This window comes from Singulisphaera acidiphila DSM 18658 (genome assembly GCF_000242455.2).
Lineage (GTDB): Bacteria > Planctomycetota > Planctomycetia > Isosphaerales > Isosphaeraceae > Singulisphaera > Singulisphaera acidiphila.
In genome coordinates, this window is record NC_019892.1 from 539,769 (window position 1) to 561,910 (window position 22,142).

General features: G+C 64.3%; 14 protein-coding genes. 9 read left to right on the plus strand and 5 right to left on the minus strand.

Features of this window, described 5'->3' with window-relative positions:
• Positions 1–137: 137 nt before the first annotated feature.
• Positions 138–2,750: a peptidase MA family metallohydrolase gene (locus SINAC_RS01985; RefSeq protein WP_015244031.1), complete on the minus strand. Its 2,613-nt coding sequence runs from the start codon at positions 2,748–2,750 to the stop codon at positions 138–140.
• A gap of 628 nt (positions 2,751–3,378) precedes the next feature.
• Between SINAC_RS01985 and SINAC_RS01990 the strand changes: the two genes are divergently transcribed.
• Positions 3,379–3,591, plus strand: coding sequence for a hypothetical protein (locus tag SINAC_RS01990; protein ID WP_015244032.1), 213 nt, complete (start codon positions 3,379–3,381; stop codon positions 3,589–3,591).
• A 63-nt stretch (positions 3,592–3,654) separates the two neighbouring features.
• A complete protein-coding gene (locus SINAC_RS01995; RefSeq protein WP_015244033.1) occupies positions 3,655–4,797 on the plus strand; it encodes a DUF1559 domain-containing protein in 1,143 nt (380 codons plus the stop codon).
• 143 nt (positions 4,798–4,940) lie between these two features.
• On the opposite strand, the gene SINAC_RS02000 is transcribed toward SINAC_RS01995, so the two are convergent.
• Positions 4,941–8,606: a WD40 repeat domain-containing serine/threonine protein kinase gene (locus SINAC_RS02000; RefSeq protein ID WP_015244034.1), complete on the minus strand. Its 3,666-nt coding sequence runs from the start codon at positions 8,604–8,606 to the stop codon at positions 4,941–4,943.
• Positions 8,599–9,162 carry an RNA polymerase sigma factor gene (locus SINAC_RS02005; protein ID WP_237722892.1) on the minus strand — a complete coding sequence of 188 codons (564 nt, stop codon included), beginning with the start codon at positions 9,160–9,162 and terminating at the stop codon, positions 8,599–8,601. The genes SINAC_RS02000 and SINAC_RS02005 overlap by 8 nt, the downstream gene beginning before the upstream one ends.
• Positions 9,163–9,573: 411 nt before the next feature.
• Here SINAC_RS02005 and SINAC_RS02010 point away from each other — a divergent pair, with 411 nt between their 5' ends.
• From SINAC_RS02010 to SINAC_RS02025, 4 genes are all read left to right on the plus strand, one after another.
• Positions 9,574–10,797 carry a DUF1624 domain-containing protein gene (locus SINAC_RS02010; RefSeq protein ID WP_015244036.1) on the plus strand — a complete coding sequence of 408 codons (1,224 nt, stop codon included), beginning with the start codon at positions 9,574–9,576 and terminating at the stop codon, positions 10,795–10,797.
• A gap of 240 nt (positions 10,798–11,037) precedes the next feature.
• Positions 11,038–12,012: a universal stress protein gene (locus SINAC_RS02015; protein ID WP_015244037.1), complete on the plus strand. Its 975-nt coding sequence runs from the start codon at positions 11,038–11,040 to the stop codon at positions 12,010–12,012.
• A gap of 460 nt (positions 12,013–12,472) precedes the next feature.
• On the plus strand, positions 12,473–13,651 hold the full coding sequence (locus tag SINAC_RS02020; RefSeq protein WP_015244038.1) for a DUF1559 family PulG-like putative transporter: 1,179 nt from the start codon (positions 12,473–12,475) through the stop codon (positions 13,649–13,651).
• Between the two features lie 71 nt (positions 13,652–13,722).
• A complete protein-coding gene (locus tag SINAC_RS02025) occupies positions 13,723–14,190 on the plus strand; it encodes a hypothetical protein (protein ID WP_015244039.1) in 468 nt (155 codons plus the stop codon).
• A gap of 11 nt (positions 14,191–14,201) precedes the next feature.
• Here SINAC_RS02025 and SINAC_RS02030 read toward each other — a convergent pair whose 3' ends face one another.
• Entirely contained in the window at positions 14,202–15,422 is a 1,221-nt protein-coding gene (locus SINAC_RS02030; RefSeq protein WP_015244040.1) for an endonuclease/exonuclease/phosphatase family protein, read from the minus strand.
• Between the two features lie 336 nt (positions 15,423–15,758).
• Here SINAC_RS02030 and SINAC_RS02035 point away from each other — a divergent pair, with 336 nt between their 5' ends.
• Entirely contained in the window at positions 15,759–16,955 is a 1,197-nt protein-coding gene (locus SINAC_RS02035) for an aminotransferase class V-fold PLP-dependent enzyme (protein WP_015244041.1), read from the plus strand.
• Positions 16,956–17,174: 219 nt separating this feature from the next.
• Positions 17,175–19,085 carry an AI-2E family transporter gene (locus SINAC_RS02040; RefSeq protein WP_015244042.1) on the plus strand — a complete coding sequence of 637 codons (1,911 nt, stop codon included), beginning with the start codon at positions 17,175–17,177 and terminating at the stop codon, positions 19,083–19,085.
• A 40-nt stretch (positions 19,086–19,125) separates the two neighbouring features.
• Here the strand turns inward: SINAC_RS02040 and SINAC_RS02045 are convergent, their stop codons facing one another.
• A complete protein-coding gene (locus tag SINAC_RS02045; protein ID WP_015244043.1) occupies positions 19,126–20,469 on the minus strand; it encodes an aspartate aminotransferase family protein in 1,344 nt (447 codons plus the stop codon).
• 823 nt (positions 20,470–21,292) lie between these two features.
• Here SINAC_RS02045 and SINAC_RS02055 point away from each other — a divergent pair.
• Positions 21,293–22,138: an amidohydrolase family protein gene (locus SINAC_RS02055; RefSeq protein WP_015244046.1), complete on the plus strand. Its 846-nt coding sequence runs from the start codon at positions 21,293–21,295 to the stop codon at positions 22,136–22,138.
• The last annotated feature ends 4 nt before the right edge of the window (positions 22,139–22,142 follow it).

The following is a 22,142-nucleotide window of genomic DNA, read 5'->3' on the forward strand; positions in this document are numbered from 1 at the left end:
GAAAAGGCGTAAACCCCGGGAATCGTTTGCATTTTGTAGCCCCAAAGGGGCGACCGTTCATAGCCAGGGGCGCAAGCCCCTGGAATCGAAAAACGTTCAAATGAAGATTTTTGCAGCCCTGAAAGGGCGACCGTCATTTAGCGATTGGGTTGGGCGTTGACTGGAGGCTCGACCAGTTCGAGCAAGAGCCGGTGAGCATCGAGGAAGCGGGGCGCGTCCTCCAGGGCCATGAGCACTTCGCGGCGGGCCTCGGCCCGCTTTCCGTCTTCGTGGAGCAGCTTCGCCAGGCGGTAGTGGACCTCGGCCGGGTCGGTGGTGTCGAGCATGGCCAGGGCGCGATAGGCCGTCACCGCCTCCGCGCGTTCTCCCAGATGTTCGGCCGCGAGGGCGAGCTTGCGGTGGGGCCCTGGGATCAGCGGATTGATCGCTAGCAGATGCCGGGCGTTCTGGGCCAGGGACTTCCAGTTCTGATCCGCCTCGTCCATCGTCATCAATCGTTCGTAGGCCGGGCCGGCGTTGCCGACCCGCGCCGCCAGTTCTTCAAGAACCTTGCGTTCGGCGGTCGGGTCCGACGTTTCTTTGAAGACCTTGGCGAGCAGCACGTAGGCGTTCTCCGCCCCGACGTATTCCGGGTAAAGTCCCTTGAGCTGTTCCAGAACGTCCTTGGCTTGTCCCCATTTCTCTTCGGCCACGAGTTGGGCCCCCAGCCGCTTCCGTCCCCAAAAACTCTTGGGGTGGGTTTCGAGCCAGGTTGTGAGTGCTGCCGCATTGGCGTCAGGCGGGAGTTCCGGCTCTTCCCAGGTCAGCTCAGGGGCGATGTTCTTGGCCTTTCGATGGGCAAACTCCGTGAAATCGCGATCTAATTGATCTAGCGACGTTTTTGTCCGACTCGGCAGGGTCTCGTTGATTAACATCCCCGATCCGAGGTCGTCGAGCACGCCGTTCAAGGCGTCGTGGCCGAACCGTTGTTCGAAGAACTCCACCGCAAGCGCCGATTCGAAGTAGGCGAACTGGAGGTGGACCGCCGACTTGGGGGCGAGGAACGCGGAGCTGAGCCGGCTCAGCGGGGTGAACTGGGTGTCGTCCAGGATCATGGCGCGGAACCGAGGGTTGAACGCCTCGGCCCAACTGGGGTTTTCCCGCCCTTCCTCGTGCACCGAGATTCCCTCGCTGAGCCAGCGGGGCATCTTGTTATGCGTCTTGCTCAGGGTGATGACATGGCAGAATTCGTGCCAGAGGACGGACTCCCAGTTCGAAGGCGTCTCTCCCTGGGAGGCCGGGCTGTTGGCCGTGATCACGCGGCCGAAGCAGACCCCGAGCAGGCCGTCCGCCCCCGGGAGGCCGAACGTCCGTACGGCGAACTCTTTGCGCTGCGGGAAAATCTCGACGATCACCGGCTCTTTGAGCGTCACCCCGTAGCGTTTCCCGAGCGTTTCTTTCGCGCGTCGGAGGAGGGCGAGCACCTGGCTGCCATAAAGGTCAGCCTCGCGTGCCTCCATGCGCACCACGAACCCGGCATCCTCAAGAGTTCGAAACCCGGCCAGGCGATCGCGGAGCGTGGTCAGGTTGTAGGCGACCACGTTGTAGCCGTCCTTGGCGAAAATTTCGTCGGCGAGCTTCCAGCCTTCCTCTTCCTCGCCGAGCCGGAGCAGGTCCTGGCAGAGCTGGATCTTGACGGGCAGGTTCTCGGGGTCGAGCTTGAGCGCCTCTCTCTGATAGGTGGACCCCTCGGCGAACCGGTACTTTTCCGAGAGCTCGCGGCCGATTAAATGGTCGACCTCGGGGTTCGTCGCCCAGCGCGACAGCGCGGCCTGTCGCGCGAACGCTTCGCCGGCGCGGTCGTTTCGCAGGTGCGCCAGCACCGCCTGGTAGGCCCAGGCGCGGGGCTCTTCGGAGTTGACCGCGAACGCCTGCTTGAGCGTGTCTTCGGCCTCGCCGTACCGCTCGCCGTCGATCAGGTGGTCGGCCTTCAGCAGGAGGCTGTCCACATGGTGCGGGTTGATTTTGAGGGCCTCGGCCAGTGCCTTGTCGGACCGGGCGCGGTCGTCGTCGGTAAAGGCGCGGGCGAGGAGGTAGTGGTATCGCGGATCCTCGGCGGCGTCCTTGGGGGCTTTCTGAAGCGTCTGGGCCGCCAGGGCGGCGTCCTGCTTCTCCAGGGCCAATTCAGCCGTGGCGTAGAAGCCGTCGGCGTCGTCGGGGTGCTGCTTTGTGACGACGTCGTAGAACTGGTCGAGCACCTTGCGGGCATCGGCGCCTCGGAGCAGGAAGAATCGCCCGAGCACGAGGCGTCCCTCCGGCGTGGCGAAGCGCTGGGGGACATTCACGACCAGGGCCTCGATCGTCTTCATCTCGCCTGCAGCGTCGTCGACGCGGCCGTTTGCGCGATAGACGTCGCGGCCGAGCAGGTGCAGCACACCACTTCCGGGATAGCGCTGTTTGGCCTGCTCGAACGAGGTCAGGGCCGCTTTGTATTTCCCTTGCGCCAGCTCCGCCTCGATCAGGAGGCGAGTCCAGTGTTCGCCCCAGGCGCCGGTCTCGATCTCTTTCGTGGCGACCTTGGCGCACTCGTCGTAGCGTCCGGTGCGGAAGAGCTTTTCCGCCTCGATCAGGCTCACCGCGTTTACCGGCGTCGAGCCCGCCAGAGAGAAGGCGATCAGAAGGAGGAGGGGGAGCTTCAGGGGCAGGTCGCCCCGATCTCGCCGCTGAAGCCGAGCCTGGGGCACTTCTGATTCTCCGGCTGGCACGCTCATGGATCCCTTCCGTTCGGAGTGGTCCTCGACGTCAGTCCCTTTGGATCGATCCTGATTATAGCCGTGCCCGCGCGGAGATTGCCAAGGCCTTACCTCTGCCGTTACGTGCGTTCTCAAAACGCGGGCCGGCCTGTTCGATCGCCGACGCTATCGCGCAAAGCTGTCGAGTAGTATTCGTGGTTTGATGAAAGCCCTTGTGGATGAATTTGTTGAATGTTTTCATGTTTGTGTTTTAATGGAAAAATCGCCGTGTCCGTGGGCTGTCTGTTCGGGCCTGTGACAGGCTTGTCGGATCGAGGCGGCCTGCCAGAGAGGACGCCCGCATTGGTCGGGTGTTCTCAGGCGAAGGAACCATGGTTCTCGGCGCTCGGCGTTGCCTGGGTTGGGGGGCGGGAAGAATTCTTCGTTGCCTTTTGTGCGATCCGTCCGGGAACCGCAATATTATCAGCAGGCGGGTCGTTTTTTTGCCTTTCTTTCTGACAAAGCAACGAAATCCGGGTGTGAACGCAAACGGGGCGGCCGCAATGTCGGGCGATGTCGTCGTCTGCGCGACGTCAACTTTCCCTGACCCGGCGGGACGGGCTGCGCCGACAGAGTTCCGACCCCCCCATCGGTTCAAGGAGGTCCCGTGTCCAGACACTCAAATCTTGGGTTGTTTTCCGTCATCATTTTTCTCGTCGCCGGTTGCGGGGACGACGGGCCCACGGTCGCGGCCGACGTCCCCCAGGTGAAAATCACCCCGGAGGCCGACCTGTCGAGGGGCCGGCCCAAGGGGATGCCCAAAAACATCACGGCGGGCCTGAAGCTCGATCCCGTGTCGGGCCGGCCCAAGCAGGATTAGCGGCCTTCACGGCCGATCCGTCCGGTAATTCCCCTCTCTTTTAATGATGAATCGAGCACTCATATGGAATTTTCTTCGCAAGATGAGCGGCCGTCGCGGCGCAGGTCCGGTGGATTCACGCTGATCGAACTGTTGGTGGTGATCGCGATCATCGCCGTGCTCATCGCCTTGCTCTTGCCTGCGGTGCAGGCGGCTCGAGAGGCGGCCCGTCGTTCTCAGTGCACGAACAATATGAAGCAGCTTGGCCTGGCGCTGCATAACTACCTGTCGACGTTTGGGGCCTGTCCCGGCGGTTACGTGGCGCGCAAGGTCAGCGACAAGACGCTTGCCGGGGCCTGGGGTTCGTGGAGCCCGCAGTCGATGCTCCTGGCGAACATGGAGCAAGGCGCGGTTTACAACACGATCAACTTCATGACGGTCAACGAGGACATGGCCAGCGGCGCGTACGTCAACTGGACGGTCTGTACGACGCGGATCAACTCGTTCCTCTGCCCCTCGTCGCCCCTGCCCGTCGGGACGAACTGGAACAAGGGCAACATCAACAATAACCTCCTTCCCGGCAACAACTATTTTGCCTCGATGGGTCCCCAACTCATGCCCTACGCGCGGAGCGGAGCCCCCGACGAGATCGTCGTCGGCCTCTTCGCCTGCGACGGCGGCAACGGTGGGTCGGCGGTCACGGTCGCCTCGATCCAGGATGGGACGAGCAACACCATCGCGTTCGGCGAGTGGCGGATGGGCGACGGTAATATCAATAAACTCTCGATTCAGGATGTCATCAACATCGGCACCGGCCCGCCGGGCGTGAACACATGGTGGGACGCCAAGACCCAGATCCCCGCCGGCGCGTTGCTGATTCCACCGTGGTTCCCCATGTGTGCGGGCGCTGCGATGGGGACAATCGGCACGATCAAGAACAAGAGCAACCTCGGCGACAACTGGTACGCCAGCGAGGCCGGGTTCGGTCTCGGCAACACGCTGCTCCCCCCCAACCCGAAGTATCCCAACTGCACGTCGGCCGGCTACGACGGCTCGATTGGCGACGCGGCGGGGATCTATGGGATGAGCAGCTTTCACTCTGGCGGGGGGAACGTCGCGTTTGCGGACGGATCGGTTCGGTTTCTCAAAGATAGTACCAACATGAACATTATCTGGGCGCTCGGGTCACGCGCCGGTGGCGAGATCGTTTCCAGCGACGCCTTCTAACGTTTCGTTGTGGGATCTGAACTGTTGCCAAGCGTTCTCGATTTCGGGGGCCATGCGGTTCCGTACTCGAAACTGTGTGGCTCCCCGAGTTCTCCAGGCCGACAGAGGCGAAGTGAAGCTTTGGCCGCGCCTTTGCTCACTGTTCAAGGCTGGAGGAGTTGGGAGCGGCAGTCGTTCCATGCCTTGAGGTCGAGGATTTGGAGGGAGCCGTCGTCGTCGAGGGCCATGCCGGTGGCGGCCTGGACGGTGAGTTCGACCCGTGCGACGCGACCGCCCATCACCCAGGGGAGGCTCCAGAGGCGGGCGGCGTGCTCTCGGCCGCCGGAGAGGGCGAACAGGCCGTCGGGGCTGAACGCGACGAACCAGACCTGGCTCTGGTGGCGAACGGCGGGACCGACGGCCAGGCCCGTGACTTTATCCCAGAGCTGGGCCGACCGGTCGTAACTCCCCGTCAGCACGGTTTGCCCGTTGGGGCTGATGGCCAGGGTCCGGAGCCGGCCGTCGTGGCGGAGCGGAGGGGCTTCCGGCAGGCCCGTCCTGGCGTCCCAGAGTCGGGCCACTCGGTCCCATCCGCCCGTGATCACGGTGCGGCCGTCGCGACTGAAGGAGGCGAGTGAGACGGGGCCTTGGTGCTTGAGGGGGGCGACGACCTCGGTCCCTGTGGTGGCGTCCCAGAGTCGGGCCGTCATGTCGTCGCTGCCGGTGAGCACGGTGCGGCCGTCGGGACTGAACGTGGCGGCTCGGACGGGTCCCTGGTGAATGAGGGGTTGGCCGGCCGGCGCGCCGGTCGTGGCGTCCCAGACTCTGGCCGTCTCGTCGAGGCTCCCGGTGACCGCACGCCGGCCGTCGGGGCTGAAGGCGACGGCGAGCACGGGGCGGCTGTGGCGGAGGGGGTCGCCAAGGGCTTGCCCGGTTGAAGTCGCCCAGAGCCTGGCGGTGCCGTCGTCGCTGCCGGTGAGCACGGTGCGGCCGTCGGGGTGGAAGGCGACGGCGGTCACGCGGTCTTGGTGACGGAGCGGCGGGCCGGCCGGGGCTCCGCTCTTGGAATCCCAGAGCCTGGCGGTGCCGTCGTAGCTTCCGGTCAGGGCGTATCGGCCGTCGGGGCTGAAGGCGACGGCCTCGACCGTATCGCCGTGCGGCATGGGGGCTCCGACGGGCGCGCCTGTCTGTGCGTCCCAGAGCCGCGCGGTCTTGTCCTGGCTGGCGGACAGGATCTTCCGGCCGTCGGGGCTGAAGATCACGGCCCGGACAAATCCGTCGTGACGGAAGTCGAGACCCGTTGGAGGCGCGACTTCCCAGACGAGGGCCGTGCGGTCGAAGCCCCCGGTGAGCACGGTGCGGCCGTCGGGGTGGAACGCGACGGAGGAGACTGTGTGCCGGTGCCGCAGGATGGTCCCGACCGACTCCCCGGCCGAGGCGTCCCAGAGCCAGGCGGTGCCGTCGATGCAGCCGGCCACCAGCTTGGTGCCGTCGGGGCTGAACGCCACGGCGTTGACGCAGTGCTGATGCATCAAGGGCTTCCCCACGCGGTGGCCGGTGGCACGGTCCCAGAGCTGGGCAGTCTGGTCGAAGCAGCCTGTCAAGACGGTGCGGCCGTCGGGGCTGAACGCCACCGAGGAAACCCAGTCCTGATGCACCATCGGCTTACCCAAGGAGGAGCCTGTGGCGGCGTCCCAGAGCTGGGCCGTCTTGTCCCGGCTACCGGTCAGCACGGCGAGGCCGTCGGGGCTGAACGCCACCGAGGAGACGTAGTTGCCGTGCCGCATCGGCAGGCCGACCGGGGCACCTGTCTGTGCGTCCCAGAGCCGGGCCGTCATGTCGAAACTCCCGGTCAGGGCGGTGCGGCCGTCGGGGCTGAGCGCCACCCCGTAGATGATGCTGTCGTGGCGCAGGGGAGGGCCGGCCGGCTCGTAGGTGTCGAGGTCCCAGAGCTGCGCGGTGAAGTCGTCGCAGCCGGTGAGTAGGGTCCGCCCCTCGGGACCGAACGCCAGGGCGCCGACCCTCCCTTTGTGGTGGAGCGGGCGGCCGACCGGAGCGCCCGACTGGGCGTCCCAGAATCGCACGGTGCCGTCGTCGCCGGCCGTGGTCACGACGCGGCCGTCGGGCCGGTATGCGACGGCCTGGACCTCGCCGGGGTGCTCGACCCGGACCTGCAGCGGGTTGAGCCGTGGCTTCCAGGCCGTCAGGTTCAGACGGAGGGCCCGCTCCAGGGCCGCGTCGCGGGCCCGGTCGGCGGCCTTGAGCCCGCGCACCAGCCAGAGCATCCCCTGCCCCACGTCCCCTTGCTGGCAGAGCCGCTGGCCGTTCTCATAAGCCAGGTGGGCTGCGAGCTGGTCGACCTGCCGCTGGCTCGACCGGACCTCTCGCAGCGCCTTGCCGATCCGTGACGCGGCCTGGTACTGGTACACTGCCAGGCTCACCGAGAGCACGATCGCCGCCACGATCCCGACGATCGCCAGGCCGACCGCGACCGCCAGCGAAGTCTTCCGCCGGCACCAGCGCCAGACCCGCTCCGCCGCTGCGGCCCGCCGCGCCCGGACCGACTCGAAGTTGAGGAACCGGCCGAGGTCGTCGGCCAGCTCCCCGGCCGAGGCGTAACGCTTGCGGGTCGCCTTCTCCAGGCACTTCAGGCAGATCGTTTCCAGGTCGCGGGGCACCTTCGGGCTGACCCGCCCTGGCCGGACCGGCTCCTCGTTCAGCAGCCTGGCGAGCGTGGTGAGCGGGGTGGCCGATTGGAACGGCGGCGACCCCGTGAGCATCTCGTACAGGATCGCGCCCAGCGAGTAGACGTCGCTGGCCGGCCCCACGTCGCGCGCCCGCCCCGACGCCTGCTCGGGCGACATATAGCAGGGAGAGCCGAGGATCGTGCCGCTCTGGGTCTGCCCCGACTCCCTGCCGAGCAACTTCGCCAGGCCGAAGTCGGCGATCTTGAGTGACCCCTCGGGCGTGAGCAGGATGTTCGCCGGCTTCAAGTCGCGATGGACGACACCGCGATCGTGGGCGTAGTCCATCGCCCTGGCCAGCACCTCCGTGATCCTCGCAGCCTGCTGGACCGGCACAGGGCCCGCCGCCAGCCGCCGGGCCAGGTCCTCCCCTTCGACCACTTCCAGCGACAGGTAGGGGGACCCGTCCGCCTCGCCGATCTCATGGATTTCCACGATATTGGGGTGGTGCAAACAGGCGGCGGCCTCGGCCTCCCGGTGGAACCGGTCGAGCTGTTCCGGGTCGATGCGCCCGATCGTCCGGATCATCTTCAAGGCGACCCGCCGCTTGAGCCCCACCTGCGCTGCAAGATAGACGACCCCCATGCCGCCGACGCCGATCTCGCGAAGGATCTCGTAGCCCGGCACATGCGGGTAACCCGCGCGGTCCGGTATTGCCTCGGCCGGTTCGTCACGGCCCCCTGCGGCGTCGAGGGCGTGATGGAAGGCGACTTGCAGCTTGATCGTTTCCGCGAACTGGGGGAACCGCATCAGGAAGTCAGCCAGGTCGGGTGGTTCCCCCGCCTCCTCGCGGAGCAGGAACTCGCCGTGGACAAGGTCGAGCGCAAGGTCGGGGTCGGCGGCGACCGCCGGGAATCGCTCGAAATACCACTCCGCCGACCGCCGCTCGTCTGACCTTGATCGCCAACGCAGCCTCTGGTCGGCCCGGAGCACGGCGGCGACCTCGCTTGGCCCGATGTCCCCTTCGCCGGACAGGAAGGCGACGACGTCCGGCCGCTCTCCCGCTCGCCAGAGCTTCACCCAGCGACGGACCGGGCTCCGGGTCTCCGTCGTGCGAGGCAGGGAGTGGGGATCGATCTCAGGCACGGCGGTCGTCGTCCAGGTTCAGGGCCTTCGTGACGCGGAGCACGGCCCGCGCGAGCTGCATCCGCCTCGCCTGCGCTGAGCCGCCTAGCCGCTGCGCGATCTCCGACCACTCGAGCCCCTCGGCCCGGAGGTCGACGATCAATAATTCTTCATCCTTGAGGCGGTGTCGCACGGCGTCGATCAGGTCGTGGTCGGACGCAAGCTGACTCGGCCCCGGCGAGGTGCTCTCCACGCTCAGATCCTCGACCGGCGTCTTCGCGACCAGTCGGTTGTCGCGGCGGCGGGCCCGCTGCCGCCGGACCTGAAACGCCAGCTTGTTCCGCGTCATGCCGATCAAGAGTCCGACGAGCTGCTCCGGAGTCTCCAGCGCGAACTGGCCCGAGCTCGCCCGCGCAAAGAAGCTGGTCAGCACCGACTGCGAGATATCCATCGAGTCGAACAGGCGGAGCAGCCTCCGGTCCTCGAGCCGCAGTCTCACCTCGCGGCGGATCACCCCTTCATAATGTCGGACCAGATCCCGGGCGGCGTTCTCGTCGCCGGCGCGGACCTTCGTCATGAATGATTCGAACGAACCGGTGCTCACCATGGGGAGGACCCCGACTCGACGACCCGAGCTCGTCAGATTTTATGCAAAGGATGCATTGCTGTATAACATGTCGGCCTCCGGCCCTCAATGGCTGGCCGACACGCTTGCCGAATGGATGCTTCAAGGTGTGCATGGAAACATTTTATGCCAGGGCAGCTTCTGCACGCTGAAGAACAAGATGAGAACGCGCATCCGATTGTTCCAGGGGGCGTCTTCTTGTTTTTGTCGCCAGACGCCGTTTGGGTTGGTAGACCAGGAGGATTCGATTGCTGTAGGATGGCCGTCACCCTGCTCGACCCATTACGTGGAGAAGTGCCCAAGACTTCGGATTGACGATGCGAGCCGGGGCGAGATGGTGGTTCTTTTCTCGGAGCCTCGGTTATGGATCGACTCGCAATTGATGCGGGACCGGACGATTCGATCACTCCCCGGGTTGGGGACGACCGAGGAGTAGGGACGGCGAGCCGCCTGGCTTCCGTCGACCTGCTCCGGGGAACGGTCATGGTCCTGATGGTTCTCGACCACGTCCGCGACTACCTGATGAACGCCCTGGTCGATCCGACCAACCTGGCGACGACCACTCCGGTCCTCTTCTTCACGAGGTGGGTGACCCACTTCTGTGCCCCGACCTTCATCTTCCTCGCCGGGGCTTCGGCCTTCCTCGCGGGGACGCAAGGCAAAACCAGGAGGCAACTCTCTCTGTTCCTGGTCACGCGGGGGCTCTGGCTGATCGTGCTCGAGCAGACGTTGGTCAGCATTTGCTTCACCTTTACCATGCCCAAGGTGATCCTGGCGCTGATCCTCTGGGCGATCGGCTGGTCGATGATCGCGCTGGCGGGTTTGATCCACCTGCCCAGAGTCGCGGTGGGAGCGATCGGGGTCGTCCTGATCGCGTGTCATAACCTGTTCGACGGCGTCCGTGTCGAGGGTTCGGGCCTCGGGTCGCTCCTTTGGAGGCTGCTCCACCAGCCGGGCTTTCTGCAGTTGCCCGGGGGGATCGGCATCCTGGAAGGGTATCCGCTGATCCCCTGGATTGGCGTCATGGCGGTTGGCTACGCATTTGGCCCCTGGCTCTTGCTCCCGTCCGCTCGGCGGCAAACGCTTCTCGTGGCATTAGGGGCCGGCCTCACGCTGGGATTCGTGGGCCTCCGGGCGTTGAACGTCTACGGCGACCCTCGCCCCTGGTCGGTCCAGGCCACCCCGCTCCTGACTTTGTTGTCGTTTTTGACGTGTCAGAAGTACCCGCCGTCGCTGCTCTACTTGCTGATGACCCTGGGGCCGGCGATCTTGGCTCTGGCCTGGCTCGACCGCCTTCCGGGTTTCCTGGCGGGTCCCCTGGCGACGTTCGGGCGGGTCCCCTTGTTCTTCTACCTGCTGCAATGGCCCATCGCCCATGGGCTCGGCGTGGCGGTTGCCGCACTGAGGCGGCAACCGGTCGGTTGGCTCTTTCAGTTCCCTCCCTTCCAGTCGCCCGAAGCATATAACAACAGCCTGGGGACCGTCTTCCTGTGCTGGATCATCGCCATCGCGATCCTTTACCTCCCCTGCCGCTGGTTTGCCGATGTGAAGAGGCGTCGCCGCGACCCCTGGCTGAGTTATTTCTGATCGATGGCCTGGCGGGGCAACCGGTTGTTCAAGGCCGGTCTCGGGGCGGTTGTCTCGCTGGTGGTGAGCGGATACGATTGATGTGTCGTTGCGGATTTTGGATCTGAATATTCATGGGTATTGTAATATGAAGGCGGGGCGTTGAGCGATTGCCGTGGGTGTCAGATCGATGACGACCCGGACTTCCGGGGATTGACGGCAGGCCCGACCTCTCTCTGATCGTTGCGAAGGGACCTCAACATGGATCGCTTCCGGAACATCCTCGTCTCGATCTCAGGGGCGTCTTCCGTGCAACCTCTGCTGGAGCGGGCCGCCCGGCTGGCGAAGCAGAACAAGGGCACGGTCACGCTGGCCGCCGTGGTGGAGGACCTCCCCTGGTACACCCGTCTTGTTCTCCCGTCCGCAGAAGAGAGCACTCGGGCCCTCGTCCTGGAGAAGTCCGAAGCCCTTGAAGAGCTGGCTGCGCGCCACCGGGAGGACGGCGTCGAGATCGCCACGAAGGTCCTCCGGGGCCGCCCTTCCCTCGAACTGATCCGGGAGGTCCTCCGGGACGGACACGACCTGGTGATGAAGGAGGCTGAGCCCAACCAGGGCGTGCTGTTTGGTCCGGCCGACATGCAACTGCTTCGCGATTGTCCCACTGCGGTCTGGCTCTTCAACCCCGCCCAAGGGGACCGACCGTTCGCTCAGATCCTGGCGGCCGTGGACCCGGCTCCGGCCCCTGACGCTGCGGATCTGCTCCACCTCACCGAGGATCTGGCTCCGAAAGATGCCTCGCTCGACCTGAAAATCATGAAACTCGCCGATTCCTTGATGGAAAGCGAGGGGGCCGAGCTTCACGTCCTCCACGCCTGGTCGGCCCCCGGTGAGATGATGCTGAGGGGCGAAGGACGGCTCGCCCAGGTCCAGGTCGATGCCTACGTGGACGATTCCAGGGAGGCGGCGCGCAAGGCCCTCGACCGGCTCGTCGCCGGCTTGCCCGCGCAGCCCGGGCGGCGTGTCACCCACCTGGTCAAGGGCGAACCGGTGGATGTGATTGCCGAGTTGGCCAGAACGGACCTCATCGACCTGATCGTGATGGGAACCGTTGCTCGTACCGGCATCTCCGGCCTGCTGATCGGCAATACGGCGGAGACCATCCTCCAGCGGGTGAACTGCTCGGTCCTCGCCGTGAAGCCCGATGGCTTCGCCTCCTCGATCACCTTGGCGAATTGACGCCTGTGCAAAAATGAGGGGCGAATCATCGCGATTGCGCCCTCCTTTGTCCCTAGCCGTCTGTCTCGTGGTATGGGCCGGAGAAGTCGAACCCAGGTTCGATGTTGCGTTCGGCCAGCCGCTTCCTCATCGTCAAACGAGTATCTCCCCCTGCCTCGCAAGCGTGGAATCAACGAAGCCCCGTCCGGCCGGGACGATGGCGGTTACCAGACCAGCCTGACATCCACGCATTCGTTTGCCGCCCCTCCCAGGGGTGCCCAGCCTGCCTCCGCCCTTGCTCGTGACGCACTTCCCCTGAGTCGATCGGGTCGACTGCTTGCGGAGACGCCACTCAGACACTGAATTGAAGCAAATTCAAAATTCCTCATTAAGCCTTGTGTTCTACACGAGGTCTTTGCAAACAAGTCTACACTGATAGAGAGTTATGGTGTGATTGCAGACCTTCGACGAGGCGACAATCATGACTCTCGCTCGCAACCGGTTCTTACCTCGGCCCTGCCGCGCTGGCTTTACTTTGATCGAACTGCTGGTGGTGATTGCGATCATCGCCGTCCTGATTGCCCTGCTGCTGCCGGCTGTGCAGGCGGCCCGGGAAGCGGCCCGGCGTGCTCAGTGCACCAACAACCTGAAGCAAATCGGCCTGGCTATGCACAATTACCTCAGCACGCACACGGCCTTCCCGCCGGGGCGAATGGGGCCCGACCTCACGATCGGAGGGGTCGAGTTCACAGGGAACTACACGAATTACACGAAGGCCGTCCCCGGTCCCGGCAACTGGACTGGCTATTATTCGGTTCACGCGCAAATTTTGAATTCTTTGGAGCAAATCCCTGCCTACAACGCGTTAAACTTCGCGACCACGAACACAGATAAGATGTATAGCTCCGGGACCACCATCTATTCGCCCAACTTCACCGCGTTTGCCCTCGCGCAGAGCACGTTCCTCTGCCCGTCCGACCCGAACACGACGGGGGGTGGTGTCAGCGAGAACAACTATCGGTACAACTTCGGCGGAAGCACGCCACAGGCGGGCGCGATCAGTTGGGACCGCAACGATGATCGCTCGATGCCGGGGAACGGGGCGTTCACGATCGGGCGGGCCTTCGCCACGGCGCAGTTCACCGACGGGTTGAGCAACACCGTGGTCTTCGCCGAGCGGAGCAAGGGGAGCAGCCTGAACAAGGCGACCACCGCTCCGACCAAATCCGATATCGTCACGTCCCCCAACCGATTTACGGGCGGTCCCTTGCCCCAAGATGCGAGCGGCGAGTACCAACTCTACTTTGATTGCTTGAAGTATCAGCCGAAGGCCGATTCGTTCAACCACCTGGACTCGGGACGGTTCCCACTCGGTTCGTTGTACTCCAACGGCTGGCCGTTCGCCTGGTATTCGTCCACGATGTACAATCATATGGGTACGCCAAATTGGCAAGGACAGGACTGCGGGGCCGCCAGCGCTATTACGGACGTGCCCGGTGAGTATGCCATTATTTCCGCTCGGAGCGCGCACCCCGGCGGGGTTAACGGCTTGCTGGGCGATGGCTCCGTCAAGTTTTTCAAGAACAGCATCGCGCTGCCGGTCTGGCGCGGCCTGGGGAGTCGCAATGGCGGCGAAGTGCTCAGTGCGGATAGCTATTAATAAGCCGATATTGGTGGCGTGTTCCGTCTGAGATGTTGTGTTGGTCGCGTGTTTTTGCTCAAGGATCGCCGATGCGGACGATGATGTTTGTGGTAACGCTATGCGTTACGTTCGGCGGTTGTGGCGGGTCGGGCTCCCAACCTGGGGCGTCCGGCCCCGCCTCCGCGCTGGAGGTGGGCCCGCACGGGGGCATTCTGATCCCGTTGCCGGAAGAGAAGGGTTTTGCCGAAGTCGCGTTGGAATCCCCGCCGGGGGCTGCCAAGCGATCCTCGAAACCAATGCTCGTCGCTCGCTTCCTCCGGCCGGACCTGAAGTCGGCGCTCGAGCCGCCGCCTGGCGAAGTGTCTATCAAACTGGAGTTTCCCGACCGGGCGGCGGAGACGATTTCGTTGAAACCGGTGACCGAGGCGAACTCGCGTAACGATCCGGGGCGCTTTGCCTCGGCACCTGGCGACTATGCGGTCGATCCGCTGATCGGGGAGTTGAAGGCCACGCTTCAAGGCCAGGCCTTCGCCGCCCCGTTCACCAACGGCCGCTGAGCTGAGCTTGGCTATTTGGCCTCGGTTCCGCCCAGGTCGAGGTCGAGAAACACGAGCCGGTGGTCCGAGCTGGCCACGGGAGACATTCCGACGAGTCGTGAGAGCGGCTCGTCGCGGCTGGGCCAGAACACGCCCCCTCCGACGACGTTCAGGCCTTTCGAGGGGAGGACGTAGTCGGCTCGGAGGTTGCCGACCGCCCGGTCGTCGAAATCGGCCGTGTCCTGGTTGGCGGGACCGTGATGACCTTGGTTCGCGCCGCCTTGAAGGCGAGACGCTTCGGCCGCGCCAGCACTCTGCGGGATGAATCGGGCATCCACGCGCGGGTGCTTCAGGAGGAGGTCGATCGCCCCTGGCACGCTTCCCCCGTCCACCGGGTCCGAGTTCAGATCGCCGAGGATGACGAACTCCTCAGGCCTGCCCTGCTTTGCGTCCGCCCCGAGATAAGCTGCGTTCTCACCGCCCGTGAGATAGTCGGCCCAGAGGCGGATCTCGTCGTGATTGCGCCGGCCGTTTCGATCCTCGGGGCCGTCAAACGCGGGCGGGGTCGGGTGACTGGCCAGGACGTGAATTGTGCGGCCGTTCACCCGGACGGGGATGTCCCAATGGTCCTTCGACGAGAGCCGCAAGACGGCGATGGCCTCGGACGAGTACCAAGGTGTCCCATCCTTCTTCAAAGGCAGCAGCGCTCCGGGCATCGCGTTCCAGAGCACCTTTCCGAACTGCCGGATTCCCGCGTCTTCGAGGGGAAACTTCGTGTAGAGCACCATGCCGTACTGCCCGGGGAACTGGCCGAACCCGAACGAGTCGTTGCCATAGCCCCGTGAACCGGGCTCGGTCACGACTTTGCCGTCGTGATCGAGGTCGACTCCGCTCGGAATCCCGGTGTTCACCGCCGCTGTGTAGCGGTGGGGATAATCGATCGCCGGAGCGCCGTTCTGGCTGATCGCGAGATAGTTTCGCTGAAAGAGATCGGCAGCCTTGCCGTCTTGATCGTAGTCGAACTCGTTGATCAAGAGGACATCAGGCGCCATGCGCTGAATGATCTCGGCCACGTTGCGCGCCTGCGTATTGTCCGGCGTCGATAGGTCGCGGACCAGCCCGCCCGCCGAATCGCGGTTGAGCGAAGCGTTAAACGTAGCGAACCGCACCACCCCCGGCCGACGCTCTGGATCAGCCAGTGCGGACGACGAGGATACGGTCACGATTGCGGCAAAAATCGCGTGTTTCCACATGAAGATGGGTCTCGAATGGTGAAAGCCCGATCGACGGTCGTTCCCGCCCGATTTGTGGCGGCCTCAAACCATCAGCCTACTCAAGGGAAGCGGGGAGCCCGCTTGGAAATCGTGAAGATTCCATGTGAGCCACTTCGGCTGATGGACGCTGCGATTTGATTGGCATGTGATTTTTCTGTTGAACGGAATGAAGGTGTGTTATTAATTGGAAATTTAAAGATTATTTTGTTTATTTGTGCTGTTTGCTGGACTCGGAATAGCCAAATCTTGGGTGAGTTGCCATGATAATGCGGGGATGACCACGCTGAGGCGGCCTCTGAATTTGGGGATCGATTGATGGATGTTTTCGAGCGGTTGGGTATCGAGCCGATCATCAATGCCTCGGGGGCGGTGACGCGACTTGGCGGTGCGCCGATGTCTCCCTCGGTTTTGGAGGCGTTCTGTGCGGCGGCGGGTGAATCGGTTCCCCTGGAACAGTTGCAGGGAGTGGCTTCGCGGGTGATTGCCGAGGCCACGGGGGCCGAGGCGGGGCTGGTCACGGCGGGGGCGGCGGCGGGGCTGACGTTGGGGGCGGCGGCGATCTTGACCGGGTATGACCTGGGGCGGATGGAGCGGCTGCCGCATTGCGATGGGTTTCCGCATGAGTTCATTATCGCACGCGAGCAGCGCAATGGTTATGACCATGCCGTGCGCGCGGCGGGAGTCCGGCTGGTTGAGGTTGGGTTTCATGAGCCGATCGCCGGGGCGGGGGTTCGGCGAGTGGAGGCCTGGGAATACGCCAGCGCCATCGGGCCGTCGACGGCCGGCATTGTCTACGTTTATGGCCCGCATGCGCGGCCGTCGCTCGCCGAGGTGGTCGCCGTGGCACACGACCACGGTCTGAGTGTTCTGGTCGACGCGGCGGGGGAGCTGCCCCCATGTGCCAACCTCCGGGAGATCGTCGCGGCCGGGGCCGATCTTGTGGCGTTCAGCGGCGGTAAGGCGATTCGCGGTCCGCAGGCGACGGGCATCCTCTGCGGCCGGCGCGAGCTCGTCGGGGCGGCTGCCTTGCAGATGCTCGATATGGATGACCACTTCGACCTCTGGGAACCGCCGGACAGCCTGTTCGACCGGTCGCGGCTGGCCGGGCTGCCTCGGCACGGCATCGGTCGGGGTATGAAGGTTTCCAAGGAGCAGATCGTCGCGTTGCTGACCGCCTTGCGGCTCTTTACCGAAGGCGCGTACGACCGGGAACTGGCGGCCTTTCGCGGCCATCTCGAGCGGGTGGCGGCGGCGTTGGAAGGGATCGCGCGCACCGCGCTCGTGGACCCGGCCGATGGGGAAAGCCTGCCGGTGCTGGAAATCAGTCTCGATGAGGCGGGTTTGGGACGCCCGGCGCTGGACGTCTGCCGCCGCCTGCGCCACGGATCGCCGCCGGTTTATGTGGGGCACGGCCTGCTGGATAAGGGGAAGCTGGTCATCAATCCCCTGCACCTCAACGAGGCGCGGACCGCGACCCTGATTCGGCGGCTCGGCGATGAGCTGCGCCCCTGAGACGTTCGTCGCTCCTTTGGGGAGATGGGGACGTCGGCATGAGGATTGCACTGGAATCTTGCTCAAGGGGACGGGCACATCGCGTTCCGCTCGACGCAGGATCTCGGGCGGCACGATTGAGCCCGAGGCCAAAAGGAACGCGAGCACAAGGGCGACCTCTGCTCGCGTTCCGCCGGCCTTGCACGCACCTCATCCAAAAAAAAGGGACTGACTTTACCAATGGCCAACGCGCGCAAGTCGTCCACCTTGAACGATCCGTTCAAGCTCACGATCCTCATCTTCGCGATCATTGCGTTTATGTATTTCACTGCGGAGGTGCTCAAGCCTCTGGCCTTGTCGATTCTTTTGAGTTTCGCCCTGGCGCCTCCGGTGCGTAGGCTGGTGCGGCTCGGGTTGCCGCGTTCGGCTGCGGTCGTCTTGACCGTCGTTTTGGCGTTGGGCCTGCTGGGGGGGCTTGGATACGTTGTGGGAGAGCAGTTGGCCACCCTTGCCAATAAGCTGCCTGACTACCAGGAGAACATCGAGAAGAAGCTGAGCAGCCTGATGAAGCCGGGGCGGCAGTCTGCGGCCAAGCGGCTGACGACGATGTCCGACCGAGTCATGGCCAAGCTCGACAAGCCGACGGCCTCGGGAGTGGATGTGGACACATCCTCAGCAGAGAAAGCTGTCCCCAAGATTCCGAGGGTGATCGTGGTCGCCGAACCGTCGTTTCAGGAGCGGCTCCGGTCGACCACTGGCCCTTACCTGGAATTCCTCGGAGTCGGCAGCTTTGTCTTGATCTTGGTGCTGTTCATCCTGATGGGACAGGAGGATCTCAGGGACCGTATTGTGAGCCTCTTCGGCAACCGGCAGGTGAGCCTGACGACCCGGACGACGGAGGAGATCGGCCAGCGAATCAGCCGCTACCTGGCCACGTTCGCCTTGATGAATTCGGCCTTTGGGCTTGTGATCGGGGTGGGTCTGGCCTTGATCGGCGTTCCCTACGCGGTGCTCTGGGGATGCCTGGCGGCCTTGACGCGGTTCATCCCCTACGTGGGGCCTGCCGTGGCGTTTATTCTCCCCCTCGTTTTCTCGTTCGCCTACTTCCCGGGCTGGTTCGAGCCGCTTCTGGTCGTCGCTCTCTTCGCTTTGCTCGAGACGCTGCTGAACAGTTTTCTGGAGCCGATCATCTACGGCAAGACGACCGGGGTCTCTGCGCTCGGCCTTCTGGTGGCCGCGATGTTCTGGACCTGGCTCTGGGGAACGCTCGGCCTGCTTCTGTCGACCCCCTTGACGGTCTGCCTGGCGGTGATCGGCAAGTACGTGCCCGGCCTTCGCTTCTTCGCAACCATGCTTGGCGAGGAGGCGGAACTCGACCCCCATGTCCGGTTCTATCAGCGGCTCGTTTCTCTCGACCGGCAAGGGGCCGTTGAATTCGTCGAAGAGGCGCAGAAGAAGTGGCCCCGCGCCGAGATCTTCGACCGAATTTTGGTTCCCACGCTGATGTTGGCCGAGCGCGACGCCGTCCGGGACGATCTCGAGGAGCGGGTGCAAGCGTTCATCTGGCAGGTGATCGGCGAGATCGTCGATAACCTCGAAGGGGTGCCGGAGCTAACTCTACAGTCGATGGCCTCTGCCCCGGCCACCGGCGAGTCTTCGGACGCCGCCGCTAAGGAGGCTTCCGCCCCCACGACCATCGAGCTGATGGGCTTGGCGGTGGTTGATACCTCGGACGTCCTTGTCTTGAAGATGCTCGCGCAGTTGATTGCTCCGTTGGGATGTCATCTCGAGATCGTTGCGGACGCGGGATCTCCCTTACAAGTCGTCGAGCAAGTGACGGAGCGGAACCCGGAAGTCGTTGTGCTGTCGCATGTGCCGCCTGAAGGGCTGGCTCAGTCGCGTTACCTGGTCAGCCGGCTTCGGGCCCAACTCTCCACACTGCCGATCGTGGTCGGCCGTTGGGGCGAGACGGGGGGAGCCGCGGCCGCCGCCGAGCGCTTGACGAACGTGGGGGCGACCCATGTCGTCTTTACGCTGGCCGACGCCCGCGACCGGATCCTGGCCAAAGTCTTTCCCGCCCCCGAGGAGCCCCTGACCTCGGCCGGCGGCACCCCGCTCAAGGCGGCCGTCGCCGTCCCGACGCCGGCATGAGGAGCGGGCTTTGGGCCCGCTTTCGCTTCCGCGATTGAAATCAGGTCGTCTTGGGGTGACCGGTCAACGCGCGCAGAGCGCTTTCGGTGGCCTCGAGCGTTTGATCGATGTCGGCCTCGCTGTGCGCGAAGCTGATGCTCCCTTGCTTGACGATGACCGGGAAGTGGTAGATGCCGCGCTCGATCAGAGCCCGTCGGTAGCGGGTGTCGAATGCCGCGTCGTGGTGGTCGAGGATGTCCCACCAGTCCGCTGGCTCCACGGTCGAGAAGTAGACGCAACTGGCGCTGCCGACGCGACTGATGACTGCCGGGACGCCATAGCGGTTGAACAAGTCACGTTGCCCGGCCTCGAGCCGCTGGGCCAGTCTTTCGAGCTTGTCGTAGACCCGTTGCGCGGGGTCCATCAGCTTTTTGAGGCAGGCGATTGCCGCGGCCACCGGCACGGGGTGGCAGTTGTAGGTGCCGGCGATCAAGACCCGCTTGGCGGGGTCGGGGCTCGTCGCCAGGTCCAGCAAGGCCGACTTGCCCGCCATCGCGGCCAGCGGGAAGCCGTTAGCGACCGCCTTGCCGTAGGTGGAGAGGTCGGCCGTCACCCCGGCTACCGCTTGGTAGCCGCCGAGGCTGGAGCGGAACCCTGTTTTCACCTCGTCGAAGATCAGGACGAAGCCGTACCGATCGGCCAGGTCGCGGAGCCCTTGCAAGTAGCCCGGCTTCGGCTTGACCACGCCGATGTTCTGGAGCACCGGCTCGGTGATCAAGGCGGCGATCTCACCACGCTTGGCGACTTGCTCCACGGCCGCCAGGTCGTTGAACGGCACCGAGTGAGTCAGCGCTTGCTCGACCGGGGGAATTCCGGCCGTGAACGGGACGCCCGGATAGGCGTCGCCGTGGATGGCAACCCCGCCGAGCTGCTCACGCGTGCTCATCAAGTTCGTGGCCACAGCATTGTGGTGGCCGTTATACCCCCCTTGCATCTTGATGATGTGCGACCGGCCGGTCCAGGCGCGGGCTACGCGGATCGCCTGCGAGGTCGCTTCCGAGCCAGTGTTGAAGAACTGGACCTTCTCGGCATGAGGGACCGCTTTGAGGAAGAGCCGGGCGAGCTCGCCTTCTTCCAAGGTCGGCCCGCTCCCGTAGTTCGACAGGTCGCTCTGCAGCGCTGCGATCACCGCGGCGTTCTGGTCTTCGTCGCCATGGCCGAGGATGTAAGGGGCGAAGCCGGCATGATAGTCAATATATTCATGGCCGTCGATGTCCCAGAGTCGCGACCCCTTGGCGCGGACGAACGCGATCACGGGATCGGCCTTGCGATTGAGCGACGCGAGTCCGCCAGGGACGAGCTGGGCGTTGGCCGCCAGAAGTTCCTCGGATCTAGGCCAATTCATTTCTGCAGATTCCCAAGGTCAACAGGGGCGTCAGGTCGAACGGAGGCTTTCCAATCTTACCGACCTCGCGGTGCGTTGACAGCCGCCTGGTGAGACGATCGGGGTTCCTCGGTCCCCGCTCGCGGGGAAATCGGCGAGCCTGGCCTGCGCCCCTCACCTCTCGCTCACGACCTCCGCTCGTTTCATGCTCCGCCGTCACTTTGAGGAAGCAAAAGCGATCGACGTCGATTTTGGGGGATGGCTCTGCCTTTTGGAGTGGCCTTGGCTTCCGTTCATGGCCAACTCGGGCTTGGCGGCTTCAGCACGACGGGGGCTTTTTGAGGGGCTTTGGCGCGATTCTGCGAAGGCTGCACGATGCCTCGCCACTGGGCGCAACCGCTAAAAAAGGGGACGGAAAAGGCAGCGATTACGGCGATTATTCGCATGACGGAGTCCTGGTTGACCAGGCGAGCCTTGCGTCCTCGGGCCGGCTCGTCAGGCTTGACGAGCGCGGACAGGCCCGCTGTGTGGATCCTCTTTGGAGGGCAATCGGTGTGCCGATCACGAGTGGTATCGATAGGGCTTTAAGCCTCTCGCTTGATATAATCATCAAGAGCCCGACAGAAGCCTTTGGCGGTCGCCTCGATTGGAGATCCGAATTAATGACGGACTCAGGTTTGCGGCAAGATTCTACGGCGGTTCGATGTGATGTGACTAAGGAGCAAGAGACGATCGGTCTGATCTCAAATCACATCGACTTGTGCGTCAATCGGCAAGACCGATTCCGGTGGCTCGAGGGTCGATCGCTCCGTCCGATCGCCGTCGACGCCCGGGGGAAACTCTCATGATCGTCGACGTTCACAGTCATGCTTGGCAGTACCCGCTCCACTTCAACGACGACTTTCGCCGCCAGGCACGCCGGGCGAGAGCGGGCGTCGAGGTCGACCTCACCGTCCGGTTCGAAGACTATCAGGCTTCAACCCTGCCGGGGGCCAAGGCGATCGTCTTCGGCGGCAAGGCGAAGCTGAGTGGACTCTGGGTCGACGACCTGTACGTGGCCCGCTACGTCAACGCCCATCCCAGGACGCTGATCGGCTTCCTCTCCGTCGACCCCACCCAGGAGGGCTGGGAAGCGGAGATGGAGCAAGGGCACCAGGACCTTGGCCTTCGCGGGATCAAACTGCTGTCGATGTACGCCGGGTTCCGACCCGATGAACCGCGGCTCGACCCGCTCTGGCGCTACGCGACACGGCACAACCTTCCCGTCCTGCTCCACACAGGTACGACCTTCATCGCGCAGGCCCCGCTGGAGTGTACGCTCCCCCGCCACCTCGACGCCGTCGCGATCCGCTTCCCGGATGTGAAGATCATCATGGCGCACCTCTCGCATCCGTATGAGGGGGAATGCGTCGCCACCATCCGCAAGCATCCGAACGTCTACGCCGACGTCAGCGCTTTGCACTATCGGCCGTTTCAGCTTTACCAGAGCCTGATGCTCGTGCAGGAATACGGCGTCTGGGAGAAACTCCTCTTCGGGAGCGACTACCCTTTCACCACCGTCAACGCCTCGATCGACGGTCTGCGCAAGCTCAACGCCATGACTCAGGGGACCGGCTTGCCGAAACTGAATGAAGAGGCGATCGAGGCGATGATCGAGCGGGATGCGCTCGGCATCCTTGGACTCGCCTGAATGA

Coding starts and splice junctions, on each gene's coding strand:
- SINAC_RS01985 (WP_015244031.1), bottom strand. CDS start 2,750: ATGAGCGTGCCAGCCGGAGAATCAGAAGTGCCCCAGGCTCGGCTTCAG.
- SINAC_RS01995 (WP_015244033.1), top strand. CDS start 3,655: ATGGAATTTTCTTCGCAAGATGAGCGGCCGTCGCGGCGCAGGTCCGGT.
- SINAC_RS02005 (WP_237722892.1), bottom strand. CDS start 9,162: ATGACGAAGGTCCGCGCCGGCGACGAGAACGCCGCCCGGGATCTGGTC.
- SINAC_RS02010 (WP_015244036.1), top strand. CDS start 9,574: ATGGATCGACTCGCAATTGATGCGGGACCGGACGATTCGATCACTCCC.
- SINAC_RS02015 (WP_015244037.1), top strand. CDS start 11,038: ATGGATCGCTTCCGGAACATCCTCGTCTCGATCTCAGGGGCGTCTTCC.
- SINAC_RS02020 (WP_015244038.1), top strand. CDS start 12,473: ATGACTCTCGCTCGCAACCGGTTCTTACCTCGGCCCTGCCGCGCTGGC.
- SINAC_RS02025 (WP_015244039.1), top strand. CDS start 13,723: ATGCGGACGATGATGTTTGTGGTAACGCTATGCGTTACGTTCGGCGGT.
- SINAC_RS02030 (WP_015244040.1), bottom strand. CDS start 15,422: ATGTGGAAACACGCGATTTTTGCCGCAATCGTGACCGTATCCTCGTCG.
- SINAC_RS02035 (WP_015244041.1), top strand. CDS start 15,759: ATGGATGTTTTCGAGCGGTTGGGTATCGAGCCGATCATCAATGCCTCG.
- SINAC_RS02040 (WP_015244042.1), top strand. CDS start 17,175: ATGGCCAACGCGCGCAAGTCGTCCACCTTGAACGATCCGTTCAAGCTC.
- SINAC_RS02045 (WP_015244043.1), bottom strand. CDS start 20,469: ATGAATTGGCCTAGATCCGAGGAACTTCTGGCGGCCAACGCCCAGCTC.
- SINAC_RS02055 (WP_015244046.1), top strand. CDS start 21,293: ATGATCGTCGACGTTCACAGTCATGCTTGGCAGTACCCGCTCCACTTC.